This is a genomic window from Microcoleus sp. N3A4 (genome assembly GCF_036701805.1).
GTDB lineage: Bacteria > Cyanobacteriota > Cyanobacteriia > Cyanobacteriales > Microcoleaceae > Microcoleus.
In genome coordinates this window covers 50,322-73,676 of the sequence record NZ_JAUBRJ010000036.1, presented here as the reverse complement: position 1 = coordinate 73,676, position 23,355 = coordinate 50,322, and the positions used below count along the sequence as shown (strand labels likewise).

Here is a 23,355-nt window from a genome sequence, read left to right as displayed (position 1 = left end):
TTTACCCATTTATGAAAAATATTATGGGCTGTAGACTCGCTAACTTCAAATTGAATCCCTAAATATTGAAAAGTATGAAGTTGTGACAAATAAACTAGAGTTAACAGCACTTGTTCTTTGATGGAAAGCTTCGGTTTACATCCGGCTCCTTTCCGATTAATCCGAATTTTATTAATCTCAACTTGCTCGGATTTTTGCTGCGACAAAATTTCAGCATGACTGCATAAATCCTGAAATTGAACCGCAGTGATTCCGATTAACCGTTTGGCTTCTTTGGGGTGTTTTTCTAGGTACTCTAATATCAGGCTCATTAACTTAAAATTTTTACTAATTTTACGATATTTATTCAAGTTTAGCACAAAATAAAAATTTTGGAGAGGTCTATTGAATACTGTTTTGGTAGCGATCGACAATTCAGAGTTAGCGACTCAGGTATTGCAAGTTGTAGGGCAATTTCAGCTAGAACCGACGGCAAAGGTGATTCTAGTTCATGTTGTCAGTTCTGGTACGTCGGATTTTGACACGGTGGTCGATCGACCTCACGCTCAGGGAGATGAGATTGCTTACCGAGAAGTGGAGAAGTTACTGCAATCTTATCAGGAAAAGTTGCCTTGCCAGAGCGATTTGGAAATTGTTTCGGGAGAACCGGCAGAGGAAATTTTGCGTTTGGCTCATATTTATAAGGCGGATTTAATTGCGATCGGCTGTCGGGGTTTGACTGGTGTCAAGCGAATTTTGGCAGGTTCGGTGAGTGCTGAGGTTGTGGCTGAGGCTCCTTGTTCGGTGTTGGTGGTGCGATCGAAGTAAGTAAGGGCGGTAAATGAAAGAGTCGATCGCATTTACCTAAACCAACATACTTATTCCACTAATAGATCGCGAGATCGACAGTCATGGACGCAACTGTCATATATAGTAAGGTGCGTCAGCTCTCGAAATCCTCGATAATCGTTTGAGAACTTCGCCTGACGCACCCTACGAGTCCATTGGATTGTGACAGTTGCGTTCAGGACTAATCAAATTTCGGCGATATATCTAGTTCGATATTGCTGAATTTTTTGGAGTCACCCAGTTGGCGATCGCTGATTGAGACAAAAGTGGGTCAGGATTTGTTTAGGTTGCAGCCTGTGATTCGGAAATATGTAATTAATCGGTTTTGTCAAAAATCGAGCTGAGGCGATCGTAAATCCGGCTTCAGAATTATTAGACCTCTTGCAAAAAAAATATGTGTTATCCTTAAAAGTTTGCTCCAGTTTAGGTCAAACTTTGAATTATGGGGTTGATTGGCATCTCCTTAAACTTGCCGGGTTTGCTAGATTTAAAAATTGTCTAAACTTTCTAAGCTGTCGCGCATTTAAATTGTATATTCAGGGCGGGCGAGACGCCCACCCCACAAGAGTTTGATTGTTTTTTAACATACAATTTAAATGCAGAACAGCTTATAATACCACAAAATTATTTTGCAAGAGGTCTATTGATATATAGCGGTTCTCAAGTAAGTGAGGTACGTAGTCGATGCTCTAGCCCTCTTAATTGTGCTTATGTAGTTAAGTGAGGTAAGCACCGCCATCAACTTCCATTACCAATTAATACTCATACCTCATCTACCTGAGAAAGGCTATAATATCATGTCCGAGCGATCGACAATGCAGAGTTAGCGACTCAGTTATTGCAAGTAGTAAACAGCACAAAAACATGAGATTTTTCCAGTTTCCTGTGCAGAGTATCAACTATTAAAAAAACAGCAAAATTATCGCCGCATTTTATGATTGGGCCATCGTAAATTTACTTGCTGTTAATCCAGATTTTCCGGTTAATTACTCGTTACACTCATCCTTTTTGTTGCAAGTAACGTCGCTTCTGCGCCCATTTGAATGCACTTAAACCAAGAATACTCCCCAGGATCGATGTAGGTTCGGGAACTGGTTGTGAAGGAATTGACTCACCTGATGGCAAAGATCCTGACCCCCATACTTGGCCGGGGAGTCCAGTCACATTCCGATTAAATGTTCCGGCTCCTGTCTGCTGGTTGATGCTAATCTCCTGTCCGTTAACAGTATATCCGTATAAATTACCACGCTCAAAAAATAAGCCTACAACACTGGAAAAATTAATGTTTCCAATCTTATTAGCTGACCCGCTATTGGGATCTATCGACCACAAACTATCCCCAATCGAACTTGCTAAGAATCGACGGGTGTTCGGATTGAAAACGATATCTCCACTGCTGTTAAAGCCTGAGATGTTACTGATTAACTGGGTTGCACCTGTGAGAGTATCGATCTTATAAAAGTCTGAGCCTCCTGTACCATAGAGAACATTTTCCTGCGAAAACCCCAGTCCGTTTAAAGTTGAGCCTAAATTGCCAATAAATGAAGAGGTACCAGAGCTGAGGTTAATATTAAACAACTGGTTGAATGTAATCCCGAATAGTTGACCCTCGTTCGATACTGCAATATCTGTAAAAGTTGGGCCAGATGCGACTTGAGTAAATTTGGCTGTGGACTCGTTGACTATTCCGACTCCTCCACTACTTGGAGACACGAAAACAATAGATGCTGCCTTTGTTGCTGTTGCTGTTGCTCCCCAAAACAGGGCTGTTCCTGTTAGGGCGATCGATAGTTTGATGAAAAGGGAAACATTGATGTCTTCACTAAAGTTTGTACCCATGACAATTAAAATCCTATGTTGATAATGGACTTGTTTAGAGATATTTTAAGACAACTGCCATTTATGACCTTGTGCTTGTGAGTCCCTAATTTGCCAGAACTGGCAAGCTTCTATTTATTTATCCGAATCCCCCGCCCGGTTTTATGCAAAATTAGAATTTTTGTTATATTTCTTTACAGGATCGGATATTCACAAGAGCCAGTATCACCGAACCAGTAGAGTCTTTTTTCATAGAAGGAGTAATGTTGGTTCCCCATGCTTGGGTTAGTTGGGAGGTTGAAAGTGTGTCGTTTTATCTGGAATTGGATAGTACAAATCAAGCTAATTTAACTGAAAAAGAGTTGATTCAAGTAAATTAGATTGAAGTTAATTTTTAGCGGTAAATTCCACATAGGAGCGGACTCATTTCACCTCTTGCTTTTGCAACAACAATGCAGGCAGAGGTTCGCTACCAAAATCAAGCAACTCACCAGCCACAGGCAGCCATTCATCATTTAGTTCTTGACAAGAAACGGCTATTACCCTGTCAAAACTATCGTCGCAGGGGATGATGACTTCATAAACAAAACCATCCTCAGCGGTTAAAAAAGCATCTCGCAGATCGATACTTCCAGACCGAACCCGTTTAAACCGACCTACAGACATGGGAACATAAAACCATCTTCCTATTTCTTTTGTTTGACTTGCCCAAACGGCAAGAAATATCTGTTCTGACGCATTTCGGCAAGCAAATAGGCACGGTACATCGTAATACTCGTACACTTCGATAATTTCCAATTTGCCTAGATGAGTAGACTCTGGAAGCAGGCTCATAACTATACCTCACTCAGTGACATCAACAGCTTCAAATAAAGTCAAGGCTTCAACGTTAACTGGAACCCACCAACTGTGGTGAGAATTCTTAGTACCTGGTGAGGGAGTGTGCTTGATTCGTCCTGAATCGGGAGTCAAATTTGCCACAGCAACTTTCATATTTTTAAACCTACCAGTTCTGCGGTTAACCGTGACATCATCTCTTGAACTAAAAACAGAGAGAGCACAGGAACGGCATTCTTTTTCGCTGTCAGGAAATTGCCGATTTGGGTAAAGTTGGCGGACTGTCAAAAAATCATCAGCCGTTGCAGAATCTTGTTGAATTAAGCGGTAAACTCGATCGCACGGCCCTTTAGCGTCGTTTGGCGGGCAATCGGGTGGGAAACAGTCGGGCCACTGCATTTGATAAGCTCTTAAATGATTTTAATCTACTTCCCCTTACCCTTCCCTGCCAAAAACTCCCGCAGCCGCAACAAACTAGCCGTTTGCCCCAAATTTAGTGGCAACAGAGACACTCCCTCCAAGCGAGACTGCACCCATCCGTCGCCCCAATACCACTCGTGAAAGCCGTCAATTCCCTGACTCAACAACAGTCGCAGACAGTTCGACTCGGCAATATCAACGTGATGCTGAACTGCCACGGGGCCCAACCAACTCGTAAACGTCAAGCCTTGAGAAAATTCTTCCGGTAAACCGCTAGACAACTGCTGCGGCCACAGCCACTGCTGCAATTGACTCGGACGCAGTAAGCTGTCCCTAATCGCTGTTTCCGAAGCTTCAAGTTCAATTCGCAATTGGCTTTGTTGAAAATTACCGAGCATAAGAATTTTAGATATAAGTGCAAGTAACTTTAATGTAACTTATTGCAATGCTTCCAACCGAGACAGTGTTGGCGAATGTCTATTGTCTGTCATCGAGAACTTTCTGCTGTGTAACGAACCAGCCCCTTGTATGGTGCGTCGCTGTCACAAGTTCGATTTTGTGTGGAGATGTCGATGGCGACGCACCCTACGGTATTGGGTAAGGTGCGTCGCTGTCACAAGTTCGATTTTGTGTGGAGATTATCGATGGCGACGCACCCTACGGTATTTATTGCAAGATGTTCGATCGCACATCAACGCACATCAGCGTTCATCCGCCTCGATCTGCGCTTAAAGATTTAAGATATTCGATCGCAACCAACACCTCAAACCCGATTTTCGTATCGAACTGTTAAGGTCTGTTTCATTTCATTGAAATCTCTCCCCCATACCCCCACCGCATCGAAACTCCGTGATACCATCACACCTGAGTAATGCCTATAGAAAAAAACTGGAGAGAAAAGCTTTGACACTAAGGGTTGCAGTAGTAGGTTCAGGCCCTGCGGGTTCTTCCGCCGCCGAAACACTCGTAAAAGCAGGAATTGAAACATACCTATTCGAGCGTAAATTAGACAATGCCAAACCCTGCGGTGGGGCAATTCCCCTGTGCATGGTCAGCGAATTTGACTTGCCGCAAAGCATCATAGACCGCCAAGTCAGAAAAATGAAAATGATCTCCCCCTCCAATGTCGAGGTGGACATCAATATTGAAAACGCCCACGAATACATCGGTATGTGCCGCCGCGAAGTGCTCGATGGCTTCATGCGCGATCGCGCCGCTTCCTTGGGTGCCAAACTGATTAACGGCACAGTTCACAAATTAGAAATTCCCGGCAACAATACAGACCCCTACACTCTCCACTATGCCGACCACTCCGACGGCAGCGCAATGGGAATTCAGAAAACTCTGAAAGTGGATTTGGTGATTGGGGCTGACGGCGCGAACTCCCGCGTAGCCAAGGCGATCGACGCTGGCGATTACAATTATGCGATCGCCTTCCAAGAACGCATCCGCCTGCCGGAAGATAAAATGGCTTACTACCACGACTTAGCCGAAATGTACGTCGGCGATGACGTATCTACCGACTTCTACGCTTGGGTGTTCCCCAAATACGACCACGTAGCCGTCGGTACCGGTACGATGAAAGTCAATCAAGCCAGTATTAAAAAGCTGCAAGCAGGCATCCGCGCCCGCGCTGCCAAAAAACTCATGGGCGGTGAGATTATTAAAGTGGAAGCTCACCCGATCCCGGAACATCCGCGTCCGCGCCGGGTTGTCGGTCGAGTTGCTCTCGTAGGCGATGCCGCCGGTTACGTTACCAAGTCTTCCGGCGAAGGTATCTATTTTGCAGCCAAGTCTGGCCGGATGTGCGCCGAAACTATTGTGGAGATTTCCAATAAAGGCGCCCGCATTCCGACTGAAGAGGAAATCAAGCTTTACCTGAAGCGGTGGGATAAAGCCTACGGCATTACTTACAAAGTGCTTGACATTTTGCAGCGCGTGTTTTACCGTTCCGATGCCACTCGCGAAGCTTTTGTGGAAATGTGTGCCGATCGCGACGTGCAGAAGCTCACATTCGATAGCTACTTGTATAAAACCGTGGTGCCGGCCAATCCCTTCATCCAGATGAAGATTACCGCAAAAACTATCGGTAGCCTGTTGCGGGGCAATGCTTTAGCGCCTTAATTCCCTGCGGGGAAGCGCACTTTGTATAAAAAAAGCGGGCAGTCTGAAAACTGCTCGCTTTTTTAGAGCTAAGATAATGAACTGTCAAAATGCACAGGCGAGACGCCTGTGCCACGTTTGCTCAGGAAGAGAAAGAAGAGGAATTGTTAGTTCAAGTTCAACTGAACTAAAGTATCGGGGGCGAGGAAGTGAGAAATGTGATAAGCCCGCTCTTCTGTTTTTAGCAGGATTTTTTCGTAGAGGTAGCGCGTAGCTCGATCGCCCAAACTTTCTGCTTGTCCTGCTTGACGGCGCAGCAAACCTATAATAGCTTGTTCCGCAGTCAAATCGTGTTCCAGCATTTGGCGGCAGGAATACACGCCGTCGGCTTCCGGTTCAAAACAGCACAGCTCGGCTAATTTGCTAAAACCCGCCGCTGGTATGCCGCCCAATCCGTTTAACCGTTCGCCCAATTCGTGGACGCTATCTTGAGCTTCTCCGTAGCTTTCTTGAAAGAATTGGTGCAAGGAGTAAAATTCTGCCCCTTCCACAACAAAATGATGTTTTTGATATTGCAGGTATAGAGCCTGAAAACTGGCCAGCAGCGCGTTCATCCCTTCACAAACCGGTGCTGTGACTGAATGTTCCAGTAGAACTGGGTTTTCAGCTATGTGGCCAAACGGTCTCAATGCACTCTGAGTCTCAGCCATGTGTGTTCTCCTCTCAATAGGCAGTTTTGTTGCCCATTGAGTCAGTTTAGCACCCTTGATTTAACAGTCAAGCAGGGTCTGCCTCGATAGTGGAAGATATTGTAGAGTAGGAAATTTTTTTTCTAAACCTATTGAGAATAATTAGCAGTTGGGTTATGCTTTAAAAATATCCTCGTTCTGAACGCTTCCTGAAAGTGGGGCGAACCTTCAGAAGGCAGAAAGCAGAAGGCAGAAGGCAGAATTTTTCAGGAAGGGCTTTTGACCATCCTTGACTTTCTTCTGAAATCTGGCTTTGAACTTCTGCCCGCTACCAGTCAGGGTAAAAATTAATGCAAATTATTACTGTTGTCAAAAAATGAATCCAGCAGATCCAGAATTAGAAGTTTGTGACATTGTGCAAGTTAGTTGGCTAGATAGGTGGCAAGTTTACAAACGCTTGCAAGAACTAGAAATTCCCTGCTGGTGTGCGGTTGACCAACCTTTGCGGGCAAAAGTCAACACTGTCAAACAAGCTGCTCAATTAATGAGCGTGTTGAGGCAAGTCAGTGCCCCTCGGGGCGAACTGGTGCAGTGGCTGGAGTGCTGCTGGCAAATGGGCTAAAGGTAGAAGGAAGTTCGGCAACGAGCAGCGTACAAGATGTAAGGGATGTAACGGATTTAAAGGAGTCATGGCAATGTATAAATCTGGCAAGCAAGTTTCCGAATTCCACTTAGAGGGAGAAATCCTCGGCCTGATTATTGAAGATGGCTGTAAACTTAAATATTTGCGAATTAGCAACGATCGCGGAGTAGAATATCTTGTTAAACTTTGCAAGGAATTGCGGTCATTTCTGTTGCCTGTTTTGACGCCCGGGTTGAAAGTTGAAGTTGTAGGTGAGAAAGAACTCAACTTGAAAAACGGTAAAATAAAACTTAAAGCTCGCAGCCTCAAGCTGGCTCAGGGCCAGAACGACCGATCGCACGAACACCTCGACTCCACGAATGTACCTGTTGGGGTATTGACATCCGACGATCGCGCGATCGGCAAAACCCAAGTCACCTCTCCCACCGTAGCTCAAACTGTAAAAGCTCCAGCAAAAACCCAAACCAAAATATTAGTATGTCAAAAATCAGACTGCCAGAAGCGGGGCGCTGGAGGAGTCTGTAAAGCATTAGAAAATGCTTTGAATTCGCGCGGTTTAGAAGACAAAGTGACTGTTCAGGGAACCGGATGTCTCAAACAGTGCAAAGCGGGCCCAAATATAGTTGTGATGCCGGACAAAACTCGCTACAGCCGCATTGCACCGGCAGAGGTTCCAGCAATCATTGACAAACATTTTGCAGTTGTTAAAGCTTAGGCGATCGCACAGATACCGAAACAGTGCGTTAGAGATCGGGAAAAATTATTTTAATAGGACTCTGGGCCAAAAACTCACGTCTGTAGGGCGATCGCAGGCGCATCTTACGCCTTAATTTGAGTTCGGGTTGTAGCTCGATCGCGCCAATCGATTCAGAGGCTATTGTCCCAAAAAACAGGAAAAATGACAAAAACTATCACTTAGGGGCTTCCTTCTAGATAATCTATAAGGATAGACTGTATCTGAGACCCTGTGACTATTGGGATAAAAAGCTATGTCAGAAGCTGATCTTCGAGCCAATCAGCACCAACCGCACCCTGCTGTTCCATCCGATACCGAACCATTCCAGTCAAATCTTGCTGATGCTGGGGGTTTTGAGCCGATCGCCCCCCATCAGACAGATACTCCCGCGATGGTTCCCCAACAGCCAGAAGAAGACTGGCAAACAGTAGATTTTCCCAACGCGATCAGCGTAGATGCAATTCCTGCAAAACCTGAAACAAACAATTCGCAATCTCAGACACAGCCTACCGAGGCGGGCTCGCCCCCGATTTCAGAGAATCTAAAAAATCTGCTTGGCAATGCCGAACAGGCTAAGAGCAAAGGATCGACCCCAGTCACCCTCATGCAAGCGCTGCACGAATGCAACCGGGATCTTTTGCAGCGTCTCGCCCAGCTAGAAACAGCTCTCGAAGAGTCCCAAAAAACCTTGCAGGATCGCGAAAGTTTGCTAGAACAGCGGACTGTCGCACTCGAAAACACTCAAGAACAATTGACGCGGCTGTTTGGCAAAGTGGAAGTTTCCCATCAAACCCTCCAAGGTCAAGAAATTTTAGTCGAGAGTTTAAGAAGTCAGTTGGCAACCAGCCAAACCAGGCTAGCGACTGTTGAGCGAGAATGTGCGTCTACTGTGCAGCGCTACAACGAACAATTGCACCAGCTAGTAGCCACAGAAAATATTTGCAGGGAACTTCGATCGCGCTTGCACCGCCAGCAGCGCCACACCCTGCAATTCAAAGCTGCCTTGGAAAGAAGTCTGGAGAGGCCGCAGCACGTAAAGCCACCGACGATCGAGCCGCCTGACAATGCGGAGGATACCGCCAGCGCGCAATTAGAATCTTTGATAGCGGCGGTCAAAAGCTCTCAGATTCCACTGCCGCCAGCTTTCAACGCTTCCCCTGTCCAACCTTGGTCGGAACCCGAAGAGCATTCAGAGGCAGCGGCTGCTGCAGATGCGATCGAGCCTGAATCCCCAGCCAATATGGAACTCAACAAATTAGCCCAAGTATCCGTCATTCAATTGCAGGAGAGCGAAACCTACCAGCCTCATGAGCCGGAAACTGACTCGGCCCCTGCGGTTGCGGAACCTGAACTGCCGGTGGCTGAGTCTGAACCCGAAACTGCTGCTGCCAAAGTAGGCAGCCAAGAATTGGCCAGGGCTTTTCAAATTTTGAATTCAGTTGAAACCTTTGGCATTCAAGAAGTGCGATCGAGTGCACCCAGACCTACAGCAGTCGCACAACCCGACTGGCTGGCCTCGATTGCCAGTCCGCTGCAGCCTTCTAAAAAACGCCGATCGCTAGCTGAAATTGAATTGCCTAGTTTTCGATAGTGAACTGAAGTTGCTAGTTATACTAATTCTCAAAACTCATGCAACACTATCTGTAGTAGGGTGCGTCGCCACCCGTAAATCTTAAATAATATCCACAATCTTTGAGCGACGCACCTTACAAAATTACAAAATAGTGAGCGTAAACAAACCCACACAGATCGTTGTTGGAAGACGAGGCGAGAATTGGTATTGTAACCTGTGACTGATGGAATTCCTAGTTGGGAATTGGTAATTGGTAATTGATATAATTGGTAATTGGTAATTGCTCAGATTTACCAATTACCAAAAACACTGTTCCTAGAAATTTCAGAAGTTGCTAGTTATACTAATTCTCAAAACTCATGCAACACTATCTGTAGTAGGGTGCGTCGCCACCCGTAAATCTTAAATAATATCCACAATCTTTGAGCGACGCACCTTACAAAATTACAAAATAGTGAGCGTAAACAAACCCACACAGATCGTTGTTGGAAGACGAGGCGAGAATTGGTATTGTAACCTGTGACTGATGGAATTCCTAGTTGGGAATTGGTAATTGGTAGTTGGTAATTGGTAATTGGTAATTGCTCAGATTTACCAATTACCAAAAACACTGTTCCTAGAAATTTCAGAAACTGTGCGCCGTTTAGGAATTTGAGGACTTCAGTCCTCACTACAAACTTACAGCGTATTCCTGGTTTGTGAAGTGTAGGGACTTAGGCTTTCGCCGTGTCGAAAGGAGGGGAAGCTAACGATAGGCGGGTGTACTTCATAAATGTGGAATCTGCTGTAACTCAAAACTCTTTTCTCCCCTTTCCCATGCCGTAGGTGAGAGCATAACTGCTAGTCAACAGCCACAGCCAAACACCAGGATACCGGGGTTCCAACCAAGGCTGTACCCTGCGGGCGAAGCTGGGAAGCCATCCGAACAGCCAACTGGCCAAAGCCAGCAGAGTAAAACTCAAGTAACTTCCCAGCCAGCGCCAAATATCCCCCAAGGTAACAAAATCTAAAATCCACAGCAGGAGAGAAGGGTTTTTTCCGGCTGCTTCGATCGCCAGTCGATTGAAAGTTAGCCAGTCAATTCTGTCTTTAATAAAAGTTTCGGCTACGGCGAGTTTTTGTTCTGCCAAAATACCGAAAAAGGTATTGAGAATTGAATTAATTCTTTGGGGCGGCAAACTACGACCAGTTGGAACCATCATGCCTTTAGAAAACAGCCAAGTTACTGAAACATTGCTCTGGTAGGCGCGAATGGGGTTTAAGTGATTTGCAGTCAACAAATTGTGCTTTAATGCTGTATCCAAAAGGTCTGTTAAGCGGAAAAGATTGCGGACGAGGGAGCCGAAGCCTGTGAAAACGAGAGGAGATTGCAGGGATGCTGCGTCGCCGATCGAGATTAGGCGATCGATCGCCACGGCCCGATCGCTGCTGTTGGTGCTAAAATGCCCGGGAATATAACCAAAAGTCGGCTTTTTCCACACCAATTTATCGACATCGCAGCGGCGGTATTCCGGTAAAATTGCGAAAAAATCCTCGTACATTTCCAGCAAAGAACCGGGATTCTCTGGATGTACTTGGTGGTAGTGAAATAGATAAACTGTCAGTTCTTCGCCGGCGCCGGGAAATAACTCCCAAATGAGCTGGCGCCCCCGGGAAATGTCCCCGTGAGTGTAGAGCACATCCCCGTACTCAGAATCCCAAACCCCAGGCTCAAATCCTCCGTCTATGACTGCTCCCACCGTCGGACAAACGCTCTCAAAAGCCCGCCCTCCGTTCAATTGCCAAGCGATAGGAGAAGCCGAACCCATTGCATCCACCAGCAGCCGTCCTAATGCAGTGCGATCGGCTTTTGTCGGCAAGTGGCGGCCCTGAAATACTACTTTTTCCGCTTCAACATCAGCTCTAATAAACTCAGTTTCATCCCATATTTCTCCGCCAGCTTCTGTTAGCTTAACTCCAGCCAAATAGAGAAGTTTTTCGCCGTCCAAAGCTACATTTAGCACCTTCGGCGTGTGCAGAACAGGTGCTTGAGCAACGGGCGGATTGTTAGCATCAAAAAACTTGTTGTAGCCATCTTTATATTCTCGGGCAATCAAAGTTTCGATTTCTGCAGCAGTAAATAAACCCAAATCAATTAAGCTTTGAATTTCGTCCCGCGAAATATTCCACTCGCGATTCATCCGCCCGAAAGGCATTCGCTCAACTAGCAGCACTCGGTAGCCCAATCTCGCCATGACTGCGGCGTGAATTACTCCCAATGCCCCGCCAATATAAATTAAGTCGTAAAAAGTATCGCCAGAATCAGACACCGAAACTGTACCTTCTTCCCTGTTCGCTGTTCCCTGTTCCTTCTTCCCTCTTCCTTCTTCCTTCTTCCCTGTTCCCTCTTCCTTCAAAAACACTACTTGTTTTGGCGTTTGAGGATTGCGAGTGCCTTCGCGCCAGCGCTGCTCCCACCAGTAGACGCGCTTGAGGTCGTATTCGCCTTCAGGCATTTTTTGGAAGTATTTGACGGTCAGGGGGTAATAGGGGGCAAGAGCGTCAAAAATTGACTGTTTGGAGAGGTCTATGACAGGGGGTTCCGGGTATCGATCGGGAAACTTGTTTCTCACAGCAAGATTCAGAGATTCCAGGAACTTTCTTTCTCCAGCGGGCGCGTCTTCTAGACGAAAGACTTTTAAATAAGTTGTGCGCTGCACTGACCAGACAAAGGTGGAAAGTTCTGTCGATCGAGAATTGTCGTTTTCTGAATTGGTGTCAGCGAATGCGGGTTTTGAATTGGTATTTTGAGTTCCAGACTTGAAAACCTCGGTTGCTGCGGCGCGTGAAAGCAGGCGAAAGCCGTCAGGAGTAATAATTTTTTCTCCGATTCCGGGATCGAATTCGTGCTGCAACCAGGTGCAGACGGTTGCTGTATCCGGTGTCGGGACTTCTAGATAAAGAATTTCTTGCATGATGAGGCTCTCAATTCTGAATAAATTAATAAAGATGGGGGAGTTGACAACGCAGTAAAGTAGGCTATACTCCGCGAATACTTATTTAGTTTTAAATAAGTTTACAATGTTCTCAGATTTTTAGGTTTTCGATCGCTCTCAGTTAGTCCCCAGCGGCTGAACATCTACTCTTTTCGGTATGCACTCCTATGAATTATCCCATTCCTACGAATCCTCAAGAAATGATTGCTTTGCGACAGCAGCCGCTGAATGAAGAATTGGTGGCGTCGGCGATCGCGGGTGTGATTCAAATAGCTCGATCGCGATCTCAGTCTTTGGATGACTTGAAGGCTGAAGTGCTGGCGGACGACAACATCCTCGATTTGTCTCAAAGGCTCTGGCTGAGCGATATTGTCACTCAAGCTTGGGAAAATTTGCCCTAAAAAATTGTCAAAATGACAACCACCCTCTCCAACGCGAGGGTTCGACGGGAAGGAGGAGCGATCGAGCAGGCGACAGCAAGCTGATGAAAGCTACATTGTCCCGGAGAATCTGCGATCGTGAAAGAATTATTGAGCAAGTTTCAGAAATTGGCTCCCTGTTTCACAGGTTAGCTGCATCAATCAAATATTTTAAGATGCCAATAATTTTACTGATATTATCAATATAATAATCATTTAAATCAACTTCCATAATTTGATTGCTAAGTCGTAAAAATTTCCAATTTGTCCCGGTTGTGACCACCCCATATATTGCGGAAATATTATTGTTTCTTCTTTCATTAAAAATTTGAGCGGCAATCATTTCTGCCATACATTGTGGCAATCCAGCTTGGATATTATCATTTTTAGCTTCTACTAAAGCGACAACCGGAGCTTTAATTAACAGTTGTTCGGGAGAACGACTAATCAGAAAATCACAAAAACCAGTCAATCCTTTTTCTAAATCTACATTAAACTCTTTTCCTGAAAAAAAGCTAATTTGGTACTGAAACTGCTTTCTAAGTTCTACTAAAATAGGTGTAACAATTAATTCTGAGCGAGCTTTTTCGGTATTAATTGCTAAAGCTAAAGAAATGTTTTCTTGCAGAGTTTGACTGAGAAGATCGCTATACTCGGCTTCGGGTAAATCTGCAAAAATACCAACTTTGTCAGCAATGGTTATGCCAAAGTTGGTTTCAATCATTTCTAGGTTTGTGAATTGGCTGTATGACATTTTTATTGCGATGCAAGGAAAACTTGACCATAAAAAATGAAAAAATATTGTTTTTATTTTAACATATTTGATGCTCATTTTCAAAGTAATTTGGTATGAGTAACTTGGCGGCTAACGCAACTCAACTTCTCGCTTGACTTCTGCCAAAACCCGATCGCCCCGCGTCAACCTGTATTCTGCCCGCCAAACTCCGGGAGTCAGAGGAGAATTTGTACTGTTTCTTTTGCCGACATAACCCAACCAAGTACGGCTGGGGGCTTTAATTTCATTGGTCTGATCGGCGATGGTTGTGCCGTTGGGTGCCAATAATTTGTATTGTTCCCGATCGCCCTTGAGCACTCCGTAACTTTGCACCCAAAACAACAAAGCTGGACTGTTTGCAGGGAGTTTAGTCTCGGAAAATTGTCCTTCCCAGACAGCGTTGATATCGGGTGGCTTATTAGCAAAACCGGCCCGAATTAAACCTGTGGAAATATAGTCTAGAGGCTTGTCCCAAATTGGATTGCGGGCGATGTTGCAGCCTAACTTCGCCTCGGGGCCGACAAAGGGATCTACGGGTTTGCCTTGATAGCGAAAAGTTACGTTTACCTGCGGGAAAGATGCCCTCCCAGAGTTTCCCACCATGCCCAAAACAGTGCCTTTTTCTACCTGCGTACCGGGTTTGACGGCAACGCTGCCTTGGCGGAGGTGGCAGTATTGGGATTCCCAACCACCGCCGTGGTCGATTACCATGCCGTTGCCGCATTCTGTGCCTGCGATGCTGGCTTGGTCTGTATCGTTTTGTAAACGCCGATCGACCACACCATCTCGCGTTCGCAAAACTTTGCCGGCAGCGGAGGCAATCACTGGCACTCCTTTTGCCATTGCTTTGGCGTCGGGAATGGCAAAGGATGTGCCGTCGTTGCCGTCTTCGGTTTGGAGCCCGCAGCCAAAATCTACGGCGGTGGGGCCGGGTTCTCGATCGAAATACAGCAATACAAAACAGTCTTTGCCTAGGGTACAGCCGATCGGCTGGCCGAATTGCGGGTTGTTCGGCTTTTGGGCGACTGCGGAAGAGACGAAACGCTGGGCGATCGTGTTGGCTTCGGCGATCGGCCCATTGACTCCGGTTTGGCTACCACAGCTAGAAAGACTTGTCAACCCCACGGTCAACAAAATTGCAGAAATGTATTTTTTTGATAGTATAGTCATTCGCAGGTTGGAGGTAAAAGCTGAGGTAGGTAGTGAAAAGTCGATTAATCATTCAGAATATAGTTGTTCAGGAATGTAGACGATCGGTAAGGCGTTTTCGTTTCCTATAGCGCGTCGTGTGAGAACCCCGGTCTTTCAAGCTCTTGATGAAACGCAGTTGTAGCCTTTAGGCTACGAGTGTTCCAAATTATTTATTTCTCTGTTCTTCAATATATTTTCTCACAGTTTCGGTTGAGACATTGCCAACACTACCGACAAAATAACTAGGAGTCCACAAGGTAGGCAATTTCAGTAATTCAGGGAACTCTTTCCTCAAGTAACTCGAAGCCCTGCCTTTGACTCTTTGCATGACAAAGCTAGCGGAGTCAGTCGGCTTAACGTTAACCAATAAATGTACATGATCTGGCATAATTTCCAAAGCAATAATCTTCCATCTGTTTTCCGTTACTACCTCGAAAATAATTTCTTGCAGCCGTTGGGCGATTTTGCCAACCAGAACGGCTTTGCGGCGTTTTGGGATAAAAACAAAGTGCATATTGATCAGTGAAACGGCGTTACTCTCGTGCCGATACTCTAGATCCTTTTTCGACAAACTCGCCATAGAGTGATTGACTCCGTTGATTGATGGTGTATAATCAACATATCACAGCGACGAAACTTAAATGTTTGGATGCCAACAAATACTACTCAAGCCTGATAAAGAACTCAAGGCGGTTCTAGAATATATTTGTCAAGAATCGAACAAACTGCACAATTGTGCGGTCTACTACGCTCGCCAAATGTATTTCAAAACTCATACTTGCCTGCGTCCGTTTGACATAATCAACGCATTAAAGCGCAATCCTCATTACGGGGCTTTATGCGCTCAAGCTGCTCAACAGACTTGTGGTGCTGTTGGTGAATCAGTAAGTTCGTTTAAAGAATTAATTAAACTGTTTCGGGAAGGCAAACTTGAATGGGAGCCAAAATTCCCGAATTACCGAACTCCTGGCGGATTTCATTTGATAGCTTATCCAAAGCAAGCGCTTGGGAAAAAGTTGATTGACGGTCAAATTTCAATTCCTCTCGGTCAAAGAGTAAAAGCTTGGTTTGGATTGAAGAGTTTTCAAGTCCCCATGCCTACTAACTTAGACTATGCCGATATCCGAGAAATTAGAATTCTCCCCAGAAATGGCTGTTTTTACGCCGAGTTTGTTTACAAAATACCCAGTACCCAAACTGTCACAGACAATCGAAAAGCTTTAGGTATCGATACCGCGATCGATAACTGGCTTACTTGTGTTAGTAATTCAGGGACAAGCTTTATTATTGATGGCAAGCACTTGAAGTCGGTCAATCAATGGTACAACAAGCGAGTAGCAACTTTGATGGAGGACAAGCATAATGGTTTTTGGTCGCATCAATTAGCGCGATTGACCGAAAAAAGCAACCGTCAAATGCGTGATGCTGTGAGTAAAGCAGCTCGTCTAGCAGTCAATCACTGCATTAAGAACGGAATCGGTGTTATCGTTTTTGGGTGGAACAAAAGGCAGAAAGATTCTGCCAACATGGGTAAAAAGACAAATCAAAAATTTGTTCAAATCCCTACAGCACGACTAAAAAACCGAATCGCTCAGCTATGCGAACAGTACGGCATTAAATTCGTCGAGACTGAAGAAAGTTACACTTCTAAAGCATCATTCGTAGACCGTGATTTTCTACCTACAATCGGTGAAAAACCCGATGGGTGGAAGGAGACGGGTAGACGAGTAAAACGCGGATTGTACCGAACGAGTGCGAAAAACTGGTACATCAATGCTGACTGCAATGGTGCGGCCAACATTTTGAGAAAAGTAGCGACAATGTTAGGGCTTGACCTTGACGGAGTTGGTAGGGGTGAATTGACAGCGCCTTCAAGAATTACCTTTTGGTAGTTTCTTTAGAATCCCTGCTGCTTTAGCACAGGGAGTGTCAAATTTGTTGTATTATTTTTAGTTGAAAATTTTAAAATTTTAATTGTTTAAAAAATGCGCTCTAAAATTCGATCGCTCATTTCGATAATTCGGCTTAGCGGGCTTGCTGTTGCGGCTTTGGCGATGTGGGGATTTGCCACTATTGCCGAAGAGGTGTTGGAAAAAGAAAGTTACGCTTTCGATACCTCTATTTTACTAGCTCTGAGGAAATTGCACACTCCGCTGGGCGATCAAGTAATGCTGGGCTTTACCTTTTTGGGCGAGCCGAACTTGCTGCTAGTGATTTGTCTGAGCTTGGGTATTATTTTGCTAGCGCGCAATCACCGATCGGAAGCCGCAACTATTGCGCTCGCGGGTGGGGGGGCGATCGGTTTAAATTTACTGTTAAAAAAACTTTTTGCCCGCGCTCGACCTCAACTTTGGGAGCGCGTTGTTAATGTAAAATTTTACAGCTTTCCTAGCGGACACGCAATGATTTCAATGGTTATTTACGGTTTGCTAGGATATTTCTTGGGTTCCCGCTATCCCAAGCAGCGCTGGTTGATTTACAGCTTGACAGTTGTATTAATTGCTGCTATTGGTTTGAGCCGGCTTTACCTAGGAGTTCACTGGCCGACAGATATTATTGCCGGTTATACGGCGGGTTTGGTGTGGCTGATTACCTGTATTCTCAGTTTGGAAGTATGGAAGGAATTGCGTTCTTTGACTGCGGCTTCTAAAGAGGAGTTTTTGTCACCTGAAAATCCTCAAAAATAGTTTTTAGCTGATGGATGTTGACTTTTGACTGATGTTATTGCTTATTGGTTATTAGCAGCCTCAAACGAGTAACAAATAACCAATAATATCATGTCCAGTCGCTTGATTGCAGATAATTGACCGGACATGATATAGCAATCCTTGCAGGAGTCGTAATTTTTTTACCCCACCCCAACCCTCCCCGAACCCGCGGGGAAGGAGTAAGAACTTCACAAATGATGCGAGGATTGCTATAGCAATCCTCGCATCAGCCGCCTCTCTCGATCGAGACCAGAATCCTTGCAGTGCGAGCCAGAAAGCTCGCGTATAATGCAAGCAAATCATTTAGGATTGCTATATATAGCAATCCTCGCATCAGTCGCAAAATCGAGCGAGACCAGAATCCTTGCAGTGCGAGCCAGAAAGCTCGCGTATAATGCAAGCAAATCATTTAGGATTGCTATATATAGCCTTTCTCAAAAAGATGAGGTATGACTGACAGCTTACATAACCACCCAGACTTATTGGGCTAAAGCCCAACTACGTACCTCATCTTTCTGAGAACCGCTATATAACTAATAACTAATAACTAATAACTAATAACTAACAACAATTTGCTTTTGAGTAAAACACATGGCAATTCCTTTTTCGTAGTAAGCCGCCTCGTTAATGAAAATTGGATATACGGTCGATTTACCTTCATACAAGACCGACTCGCCATCAAAGGTCAAAAACATCGGATCGCCGGGATTCAGGGCTTCATAATCTCTGGATTGGAGATGAGGATGAATCATTGCCTGAATTTCTCTGTTCTCGTTTCTGGGATAGTCGATCGCCCCAATGGTATGATAAATAGTCAGGGGATTCTTTGCAGCAGGCATTGTGCCTTGATTGTAGGCTTGCACGCAGTCTAAGATCGTGCCGACAACTTGCTCAGTTTGCTGAAATAAAGACGCATCTAATACCCCTTGCGGCACTGCACCAACTTCCAGCGTACCGCCTAATTCGGAAAGCGATCGCAGCAAATTACTATCATGACTCTTGGTTTCCGAAGCGAGTAGCTTGAGGTGGGGATACACAGAGGTTAAATGAGCTGCTAATTGCAGGTTAAAGGGATGATGGCTGGCGAGAATAAATGTTAGCCCCATGTTGGATGTGGTGCTGTGCAAATCGATAATTAAGTTTGGCAGATGAGTGTTTTTTGAGCTAAAAATGCCGTAGATTTCTTTCGCCCGCTGCGCTTCATAGCTGGAGAGATGGGGATTTTCTAAATCTGGCTGTCGAAAGCAGCGGTTGAGGTCGATATCGACGTAGCGCGTCCCGATTTCGCAAGCTTTGGGATTGGCTAGCAGAGTCATAGTTTCAAAAGTCGATCGCCCAATTAACTCCGGCGCGCGATCGAATTTCTTCACGAGGTAAATTCCTGTGAGTTCGTTTCCGTGGGTTCCTCCCACTATGGTAACACGTTTAATTTGATTCATAAACAAATAACTTCCTATCCCAAGCCTACCACCATTTGCGATCTCTCGGTCAAAAACATCTGATTGAGGCTGAGAATGTCTTTATATTTATATTAGCTAAAATTTTAGTAAGTAGGTATCACACACAGACTTCAGAAACCCGGTGTCTCTGGGTATTTCTAGTCACTAAACCAAAAAACTATTACGATCGCCACCGCGAACAAATCGATCGCATCATTGTTTCCGAGCGAACCGATGATGATTCATTTGCGTAGGCTAGAAACCTGGTTTTTGCGACAACAAGCATTACAGTCGTAGAAAAGGGAAAAAACCAGGTTTATGCAGGTGTTGATGCGTAGGCAACGGAGGACACGGCAATGCCGTTTCCCTACTCCAAAATAATCGTAGCACGGGCGAGGGCTTTGGCGCCATCGCACTCGATGAGAGATGTAACCATCGCCATATTAATTGTCAGAAAAAAAGGCACTTTGTCCCAAAGCAGATAGGAAATTGGAATTGCTTTTGCCCGATCGCGCACTGACAAATAACCTAAATTCAGCCAAAACGCCCCTCGATCGAGCGTTACCCGGTAAACCTCCGCTATCCACCGATCGCACCAGCTCAAATACTCATCTAACACCAAGGATTTTTCGTACTCTTTGCCAATATTGTAAGGCGGGCTGGTAACGGTTAAATCTACAAATCGATCCGGCAGCCGCCTCATTGCCTCCAAACAATCCATATTGTAAATGAGGCAATTAGCAGCTTCAAAGTACGGTTTACCTAAAATGTTCGCGATATCAGTCAAGCTCGTGAAATACTGGGGAGATATTTTGTTGACAAAGTGTAAAATTTATAGTAAGTGAGTTCAGAAATCTTGTCAAACTCATCTCGATCGGGGAATCCCCCTGCCGGAAACAAAAGGTTACAATCAAACATAGATTCTATTTCCATAACATTACTGTTTATAGCTTGAACTTCTCAGTGCCCAATAACAACACCTCAACTCAATCCTTTCAATTTGACTCAATTGACAGCGCCCTCGTAGACCTCAAAGCAGGTCGCCTCCTGGTAGTAGTCGATGATGAAAACCGCGAAAACGAAGGCGACGTGATTTGTGCCGCCCAATTCGCCACCCCCGACAACATCAATTTTATGGCCGTGAACGCGCGGGGTTTGATTTGTCTGGCCTTGAGTGGCGAAAGACTCGATCGGCTGGAATTGCCCCTGATGGTCAGCAAAAATACCGACAACAATCAAACTGCCTTCACCGTCAGCATCGATGCAGTCAACGGCGTCAGTACCGGCATCTCTGCCGAAGACAGAGCCCGCACCATCCAAGTAGCCATCCACCCGGACACCAAACCTCAAGACTTGCGCCGTCCCGGTCACATTTTCCCCCTGCGGGCGATCGACGGTGGCGTCCTCAAACGCGCCGGTCACACCGAGGCCTCGGTTGACCTCGCCAGACTCGCGGGCCTGTATCCCAGCGGCGTCATCTGCGAAATTCAAAACCCCGACGGTTCGATGGCGAGGTTGCCGGAATTGATCGAGTACGCCAAAACCCACAACCTCAAAATCATCAGTATTGCCGACTTAATTAGCTACCGACTCAAGCACGATCGATTTGTCCGCCGCGAAACAGTGGCCAAATTGCCAACTCAATTCGGCGAGTTTATGATTTACGCCTACCGCGACACTCAAGACAACTCAGAACACGTCGCCGTTGTCAAGGGCGACCCGGCAGAATTTAAAGACAAACCCGTGATGGTGCGGGTGCATTCCGAATGCCTGACCGGGGATGCTTTGGGTTCCCTGCGCTGCGACTGTCGGATGCAACTGCAAGCCGCACTGAAAATGATTGAAAATGCCGGTGCCGGCATCATAGTTTACTTGCGCCAAGAAGGTCGGGGAATTGGATTGGTAAATAAACTAAAAGCTTACTCGCTGCAAGATATCGGATACGATACTGTAGAAGCAAACGAGCGTTTGGGATTTCCCGCCGATTTACGCAACTACGGCGTCGGAGCGCAAATGCTCAACGATTTGGGAGTTCAAAAAATTCGGTTGATTACCAACAACCCGCGCAAAATTGCCGGTTTGAAAGGTTACGGAATTGAAGTAGCCGATCGCGTCCCCTTACTAATTGAAGCCACAGATTATAACTCGCTCTATCTGGCAACAAAAGCCGAAAAACTCGGTCATATGCTGCTGCAAACTTATTTAATCACAGTGGCGATTCAGTGGGGCGAAGCGAAGGAAGAAGGAAGAAGGAAGAAGGAAGAAGGAAGAGGGAAGAGGGAAGAAGGAAAAGAGGAAGATTCTGCCATTCAAAATCGGTACGAACACCTCGAAAAACTGCGGCAGTTGGTAGCAAGTCGCGATTTACTGCTGCAAGAAGAAGCGCGGCCGGTGGGAATAGCCCTTTTCGGAGAAAGCTCTCTCATCGTTCATCTCGGCTTCGACCAAGCCGGACTCGCAGCCCCCGACTGGTACAAAGAGCCAAACCATCCTTACGTCAAGGCGATCGGTCAAATTCTCGGCGAAATCGCCACCTGGTCGGATTTGCAAAAATTAGAATTCATGGTTTCCTCCGGTGCCGATCCGCTCAAAACTCTGCAAGTCCAGCTCGATCGCGAGACATTTCTTTTGTCGGAATTAGTCGGAATTTGCGATCGGCTCGAACCTCAAAAAATCTACAGTTTTTGCCATATTCCCGATTAAGCCCTCGGAATGTCAAGCTAGGTTCAGCATTAAAGAGAGCGAATTTGACATGGAAATGAACGTTGGTGACTTTCTGCACCGACTCGATCTCAGGGGACAAGCGCTTAAAGGCACCAACCTCGGCGGTGCGGAACTCAGGGGAGCCAACCTCAGAGGCACCGACCTCCGAGAAACCAACCTCAGCGACGCTATTCTCAAGTATGCAGACCTGATAGAAGCCGACCTCACCGGCGCCAATCTCAGAGGGGCGGATTTAGCTGAATCATTTCTTAATTTAGCCAACCTCACCGGAGCAGATTTGACCGGTGCTGTCCTCCGAGAAGCTACTCTCGTAGGAGCAGAACTCAGTCAAGCCAACCTCAAACAAGCAAGTTTGATCAAGGCTAATTTAGTTGGAGCAAATCTCCAGGAAGCCAACTTAACCAGAGCCAACCTCAGCGGAGCCGATTTGCGGGGTTCTCAGTTGAATGGCGCCATTTTAGACAAAGCCGTCTACAACAACCGGACTATTTTTCCCGAGGATATTGACCCGGGTGCAATGGGAGCATTTTTGCTGGCTCCCAATGCTTCGCTCCCGGGCTTAAATCTGGCTATGGTAGATTTGACCGAAGCCGATTTAAAAGGAGCCGATTTGCGGCGGACAAACTTATACAAAGCTATTTTATTTGGCGCAAAACTCGATCGGGCAAACTTAGCCGGAGCCAACCTCAGCGGAGCGGACTTGAGGGAAGCCACTTTGAGCGGCACCATTTTAGAAAAAGCTGTTTACAGCAACAAAACATTGTTTTCAGAAGGCATTGACCCCGGTCTGGGCGGAGCTTATTTAATTGCTCCCAATGTATCGCTGCAAGGGGTAAACTTAACCGGAGCCGACTTAAACGGATCGGATTTAAGCGGAGCTAATTTGAGCGGTTCTAACTTAAGTTCGGTCAATCTCAAAAATGTAGACCTCAGCAGAGCCAGCTTAAAAAAAGCTTACCTCAAAGGTGCAAACTTGGAGGGAACTGATTTAAGAGGAGCCGATTTAAGCGGCGCAATTTTGCACCAAGTAAACTTGAGTTCTGCTGACCTCCGGGGTGTAGACTTAACAAGGGCCGACCTCAGCGGGGCTAATTTAAGCGATGCCGATTTGAGGGAGACAGATTTCACCGGAGCTACTTTGCTGTTCGCTAACTTGAGCGGTGCAGACTTGAGAGGTGTAGACTTGACAAAAGCTGACCTCAGCGGCGCGAAGTTAACCGAAGCAGACCTCAGAAAAGCAGATTTGATGAGAGTAAATTTGGAGGGAGCAGATTTAACTGAGGTAGATTTGAGCGACGCTCATTTATTCCGAGTTAATCTTAGAGGTGCTAATCTTAAAGGTGCTAACCTCAAAGGCGCAAATTTGAAGGGGGTATCTTTGACCGACGCTTATTTGAGCGAAACGGATTTGACCGATGTAGAGCTGAGTCCGAGTTTCTTTGAATTGCCACTAGAATCGGAATGGTAATTAGTCAGT

22 protein-coding genes are annotated in these 23,355 nt (G+C 45.8%); 10 read left to right on the top strand and 12 right to left on the bottom strand.

The features are described from left to right. Positions 1–311 (bottom strand): transposase family protein (locus QUA56_RS20755; RefSeq protein ID WP_333361004.1); only part of this gene is annotated, 311 nt, incomplete at its 3' end. Between the two features lie 73 nt (positions 312–384). Here QUA56_RS20755 and QUA56_RS20750 point away from each other — a divergent pair. After that, entirely contained in the window at positions 385–807 is a 423-nt protein-coding gene (locus tag QUA56_RS20750; protein ID WP_333361002.1) for a universal stress protein, read from the top strand. Between the two features lie 1,020 nt (positions 808–1,827). Here the strand turns inward: QUA56_RS20750 and QUA56_RS20745 are convergent. The 4 genes from QUA56_RS20745 to QUA56_RS20730 all read right to left on the bottom strand — a co-directional run bounded on the left by QUA56_RS20745 (position 1,828) and on the right by QUA56_RS20730 (position 4,301). Continuing rightward, entirely contained in the window at positions 1,828–2,667 is an 840-nt protein-coding gene (locus QUA56_RS20745; RefSeq protein WP_333361000.1) for a PEP-CTERM sorting domain-containing protein, read from the bottom strand. Positions 2,668–3,069: 402 nt separating this feature from the next. Then, positions 3,070–3,480: a DUF6575 domain-containing protein gene (locus QUA56_RS20740; RefSeq protein ID WP_333360998.1), complete on the bottom strand. Its 411-nt coding sequence runs from the start codon at positions 3,478–3,480 to the stop codon at positions 3,070–3,072. A gap of 9 nt (positions 3,481–3,489) precedes the next feature. Then, positions 3,490–3,882 carry a hypothetical protein gene (locus QUA56_RS20735; protein WP_333360997.1) on the bottom strand — a complete coding sequence of 131 codons (393 nt, stop codon included), beginning with the start codon at positions 3,880–3,882 and terminating at the stop codon, positions 3,490–3,492. Positions 3,883–3,908: 26 nt separating this feature from the next. Further along, the gene (locus tag QUA56_RS20730) at positions 3,909–4,301 is read right to left on the bottom strand and encodes a hypothetical protein (protein WP_333360995.1); all 393 of its coding nucleotides are present in this window, start codon (positions 4,299–4,301) and stop codon (positions 3,909–3,911) included. 505 nt (positions 4,302–4,806) lie between these two features. On the opposite strand from QUA56_RS20730, the gene chlP reads away from it, so the two are divergent. Then, the gene (chlP, locus tag QUA56_RS20725) at positions 4,807–6,027 is read left to right on the top strand and encodes a geranylgeranyl reductase (protein WP_333104407.1); all 1,221 of its coding nucleotides are present in this window, start codon (positions 4,807–4,809) and stop codon (positions 6,025–6,027) included. 146 nt (positions 6,028–6,173) lie between these two features. Here the strand turns inward: chlP and QUA56_RS20720 are convergent, their stop codons facing one another. After that, positions 6,174–6,716, bottom strand: a complete 543-nt coding sequence (locus tag QUA56_RS20720; RefSeq protein ID WP_333360992.1) for a Dps family protein — start codon at positions 6,714–6,716, stop codon at positions 6,174–6,176. 355 nt (positions 6,717–7,071) lie between these two features. Between QUA56_RS20720 and QUA56_RS20715 the strand changes: the two genes are divergently transcribed. From QUA56_RS20715 to QUA56_RS20705, 3 genes are all read left to right on the top strand, one after another. Then, positions 7,072–7,317: an Asr1405/Asl0597 family protein gene (locus tag QUA56_RS20715; RefSeq protein ID WP_332984635.1), complete on the top strand. Its 246-nt coding sequence runs from the start codon at positions 7,072–7,074 to the stop codon at positions 7,315–7,317. A 67-nt stretch (positions 7,318–7,384) separates the two neighbouring features. Further along, positions 7,385–8,053, top strand: a complete 669-nt coding sequence (locus QUA56_RS20710) for a (2Fe-2S) ferredoxin domain-containing protein (protein ID WP_333360990.1) — start codon at positions 7,385–7,387, stop codon at positions 8,051–8,053. Positions 8,054–8,327: 274 nt separating this feature from the next. Then, the gene (locus tag QUA56_RS20705) at positions 8,328–9,665 is read left to right on the top strand and encodes a hypothetical protein (protein WP_333360988.1); all 1,338 of its coding nucleotides are present in this window, start codon (positions 8,328–8,330) and stop codon (positions 9,663–9,665) included. 773 nt (positions 9,666–10,438) lie between these two features. On the opposite strand, the gene QUA56_RS20700 is transcribed toward QUA56_RS20705, so the two are convergent. Then, positions 10,439–12,601 (bottom strand): flavin-dependent dehydrogenase, encoded by a 2,163-nt coding sequence (locus tag QUA56_RS20700; protein ID WP_333360986.1) that lies wholly within the window; start codon positions 12,599–12,601, stop codon positions 10,439–10,441. Positions 12,602–12,789: 188 nt separating this feature from the next. Here QUA56_RS20700 and QUA56_RS20695 point away from each other — a divergent pair, with 188 nt between their 5' ends. Further along, positions 12,790–13,023, top strand: coding sequence for a hypothetical protein (locus QUA56_RS20695; protein ID WP_333360984.1), 234 nt, complete (start codon positions 12,790–12,792; stop codon positions 13,021–13,023). A gap of 160 nt (positions 13,024–13,183) precedes the next feature. Here the strand turns inward: QUA56_RS20695 and QUA56_RS20690 are convergent, their stop codons facing one another. The 3 genes from QUA56_RS20690 to tnpA all read right to left on the bottom strand — a co-directional run bounded on the left by QUA56_RS20690 (position 13,184) and on the right by tnpA (position 15,587). Beyond that, on the bottom strand, positions 13,184–13,795 hold the full coding sequence (locus QUA56_RS20690) for a hypothetical protein (protein ID WP_333360983.1): 612 nt from the start codon (positions 13,793–13,795) through the stop codon (positions 13,184–13,186). A 111-nt stretch (positions 13,796–13,906) separates the two neighbouring features. Next, positions 13,907–14,986, bottom strand: a complete 1,080-nt coding sequence (locus QUA56_RS20685) for a M23 family metallopeptidase (RefSeq protein ID WP_333360981.1) — start codon at positions 14,984–14,986, stop codon at positions 13,907–13,909. A 187-nt stretch (positions 14,987–15,173) separates the two neighbouring features. Next, the gene (gene tnpA, locus QUA56_RS20680) at positions 15,174–15,587 is read right to left on the bottom strand and encodes an IS200/IS605 family transposase (protein WP_333360979.1); all 414 of its coding nucleotides are present in this window, start codon (positions 15,585–15,587) and stop codon (positions 15,174–15,176) included. A 61-nt stretch (positions 15,588–15,648) separates the two neighbouring features. Here tnpA and QUA56_RS20675 point away from each other — a divergent pair, with 61 nt between their 5' ends. Together QUA56_RS20675 and QUA56_RS20670 are read left to right on the top strand one after the other, a co-directional pair. Then, positions 15,649–16,899, top strand: coding sequence for a transposase (locus QUA56_RS20675; RefSeq protein ID WP_333360977.1), 1,251 nt, complete (start codon positions 15,649–15,651; stop codon positions 16,897–16,899). 93 nt (positions 16,900–16,992) lie between these two features. Next, positions 16,993–17,694: a phosphatase PAP2 family protein gene (locus tag QUA56_RS20670; RefSeq protein ID WP_333360975.1), complete on the top strand. Its 702-nt coding sequence runs from the start codon at positions 16,993–16,995 to the stop codon at positions 17,692–17,694. Between the two features lie 575 nt (positions 17,695–18,269). Here the strand turns inward: QUA56_RS20670 and QUA56_RS20665 are convergent. Both QUA56_RS20665 and QUA56_RS20660 read right to left on the bottom strand, forming a co-directional pair. Beyond that, on the bottom strand, positions 18,270–19,154 hold the full coding sequence (locus tag QUA56_RS20665) for an aspartoacylase (RefSeq protein WP_333360973.1): 885 nt from the start codon (positions 19,152–19,154) through the stop codon (positions 18,270–18,272). A gap of 367 nt (positions 19,155–19,521) precedes the next feature. Next, positions 19,522–19,941 carry a DNA methyltransferase gene (locus tag QUA56_RS20660; RefSeq protein WP_333360971.1) on the bottom strand — a complete coding sequence of 140 codons (420 nt, stop codon included), beginning with the start codon at positions 19,939–19,941 and terminating at the stop codon, positions 19,522–19,524. Positions 19,942–20,117: 176 nt separating this feature from the next. On the opposite strand from QUA56_RS20660, the gene ribBA reads away from it, so the two are divergent. Further along, on the top strand, positions 20,118–21,857 hold the full coding sequence (ribBA, locus tag QUA56_RS20655; protein WP_333360969.1) for a bifunctional 3,4-dihydroxy-2-butanone-4-phosphate synthase/GTP cyclohydrolase II: 1,740 nt from the start codon (positions 20,118–20,120) through the stop codon (positions 21,855–21,857). A 49-nt stretch (positions 21,858–21,906) separates the two neighbouring features. Further along, positions 21,907–23,346 carry a pentapeptide repeat-containing protein gene (locus QUA56_RS20650; protein WP_333360967.1) on the top strand — a complete coding sequence of 480 codons (1,440 nt, stop codon included), beginning with the start codon at positions 21,907–21,909 and terminating at the stop codon, positions 23,344–23,346. Positions 23,347–23,355 lie beyond the last annotated feature (9 nt).

What these genes read in the sequence shown, in the direction of transcription:
- QUA56_RS20685 (WP_333360981.1), bottom strand. Translation starts at nt 14,986, where the DNA reads ATGACTATACTATCAAAAAAATACATTTCTGCAATTTTGTTGACCGTG.
- QUA56_RS20700 (WP_333360986.1), bottom strand. Translation starts at nt 12,601, where the DNA reads ATGCAAGAAATTCTTTATCTAGAAGTCCCGACACCGGATACAGCAACC.
- QUA56_RS20665 (WP_333360973.1), bottom strand. Translation starts at nt 19,154, where the DNA reads ATGAATCAAATTAAACGTGTTACCATAGTGGGAGGAACCCACGGAAAC.
- QUA56_RS20670 (WP_333360975.1), top strand. Translation starts at nt 16,993, where the DNA reads ATGCGCTCTAAAATTCGATCGCTCATTTCGATAATTCGGCTTAGCGGG.
- QUA56_RS20690 (WP_333360983.1), bottom strand. Translation starts at nt 13,795, where the DNA reads ATGTCATACAGCCAATTCACAAACCTAGAAATGATTGAAACCAACTTT.
- QUA56_RS20705 (WP_333360988.1), top strand. Translation starts at nt 8,328, where the DNA reads ATGTCAGAAGCTGATCTTCGAGCCAATCAGCACCAACCGCACCCTGCT.
- QUA56_RS20740 (WP_333360998.1), bottom strand. Translation starts at nt 3,480, where the DNA reads ATGAGCCTGCTTCCAGAGTCTACTCATCTAGGCAAATTGGAAATTATC.
- QUA56_RS20710 (WP_333360990.1), top strand. Translation starts at nt 7,385, where the DNA reads ATGGCAATGTATAAATCTGGCAAGCAAGTTTCCGAATTCCACTTAGAG.
- tnpA (WP_333360979.1), bottom strand. Translation starts at nt 15,587, where the DNA reads ATGGCGAGTTTGTCGAAAAAGGATCTAGAGTATCGGCACGAGAGTAAC.
- QUA56_RS20675 (WP_333360977.1), top strand. Translation starts at nt 15,649, where the DNA reads ATGTTTGGATGCCAACAAATACTACTCAAGCCTGATAAAGAACTCAAG.
- QUA56_RS20735 (WP_333360997.1), bottom strand. Translation starts at nt 3,882, where the DNA reads ATGCAGTGGCCCGACTGTTTCCCACCCGATTGCCCGCCAAACGACGCT.
- QUA56_RS20715 (WP_332984635.1), top strand. Translation starts at nt 7,072, where the DNA reads ATGAATCCAGCAGATCCAGAATTAGAAGTTTGTGACATTGTGCAAGTT.
- QUA56_RS20695 (WP_333360984.1), top strand. Translation starts at nt 12,790, where the DNA reads ATGAATTATCCCATTCCTACGAATCCTCAAGAAATGATTGCTTTGCGA.
- QUA56_RS20720 (WP_333360992.1), bottom strand. Translation starts at nt 6,716, where the DNA reads ATGGCTGAGACTCAGAGTGCATTGAGACCGTTTGGCCACATAGCTGAA.
- QUA56_RS20745 (WP_333361000.1), bottom strand. Translation starts at nt 2,667, where the DNA reads ATGGGTACAAACTTTAGTGAAGACATCAATGTTTCCCTTTTCATCAAA.
- QUA56_RS20730 (WP_333360995.1), bottom strand. Translation starts at nt 4,301, where the DNA reads ATGCTCGGTAATTTTCAACAAAGCCAATTGCGAATTGAACTTGAAGCT.
- QUA56_RS20650 (WP_333360967.1), top strand. Translation starts at nt 21,907, where the DNA reads ATGGAAATGAACGTTGGTGACTTTCTGCACCGACTCGATCTCAGGGGA.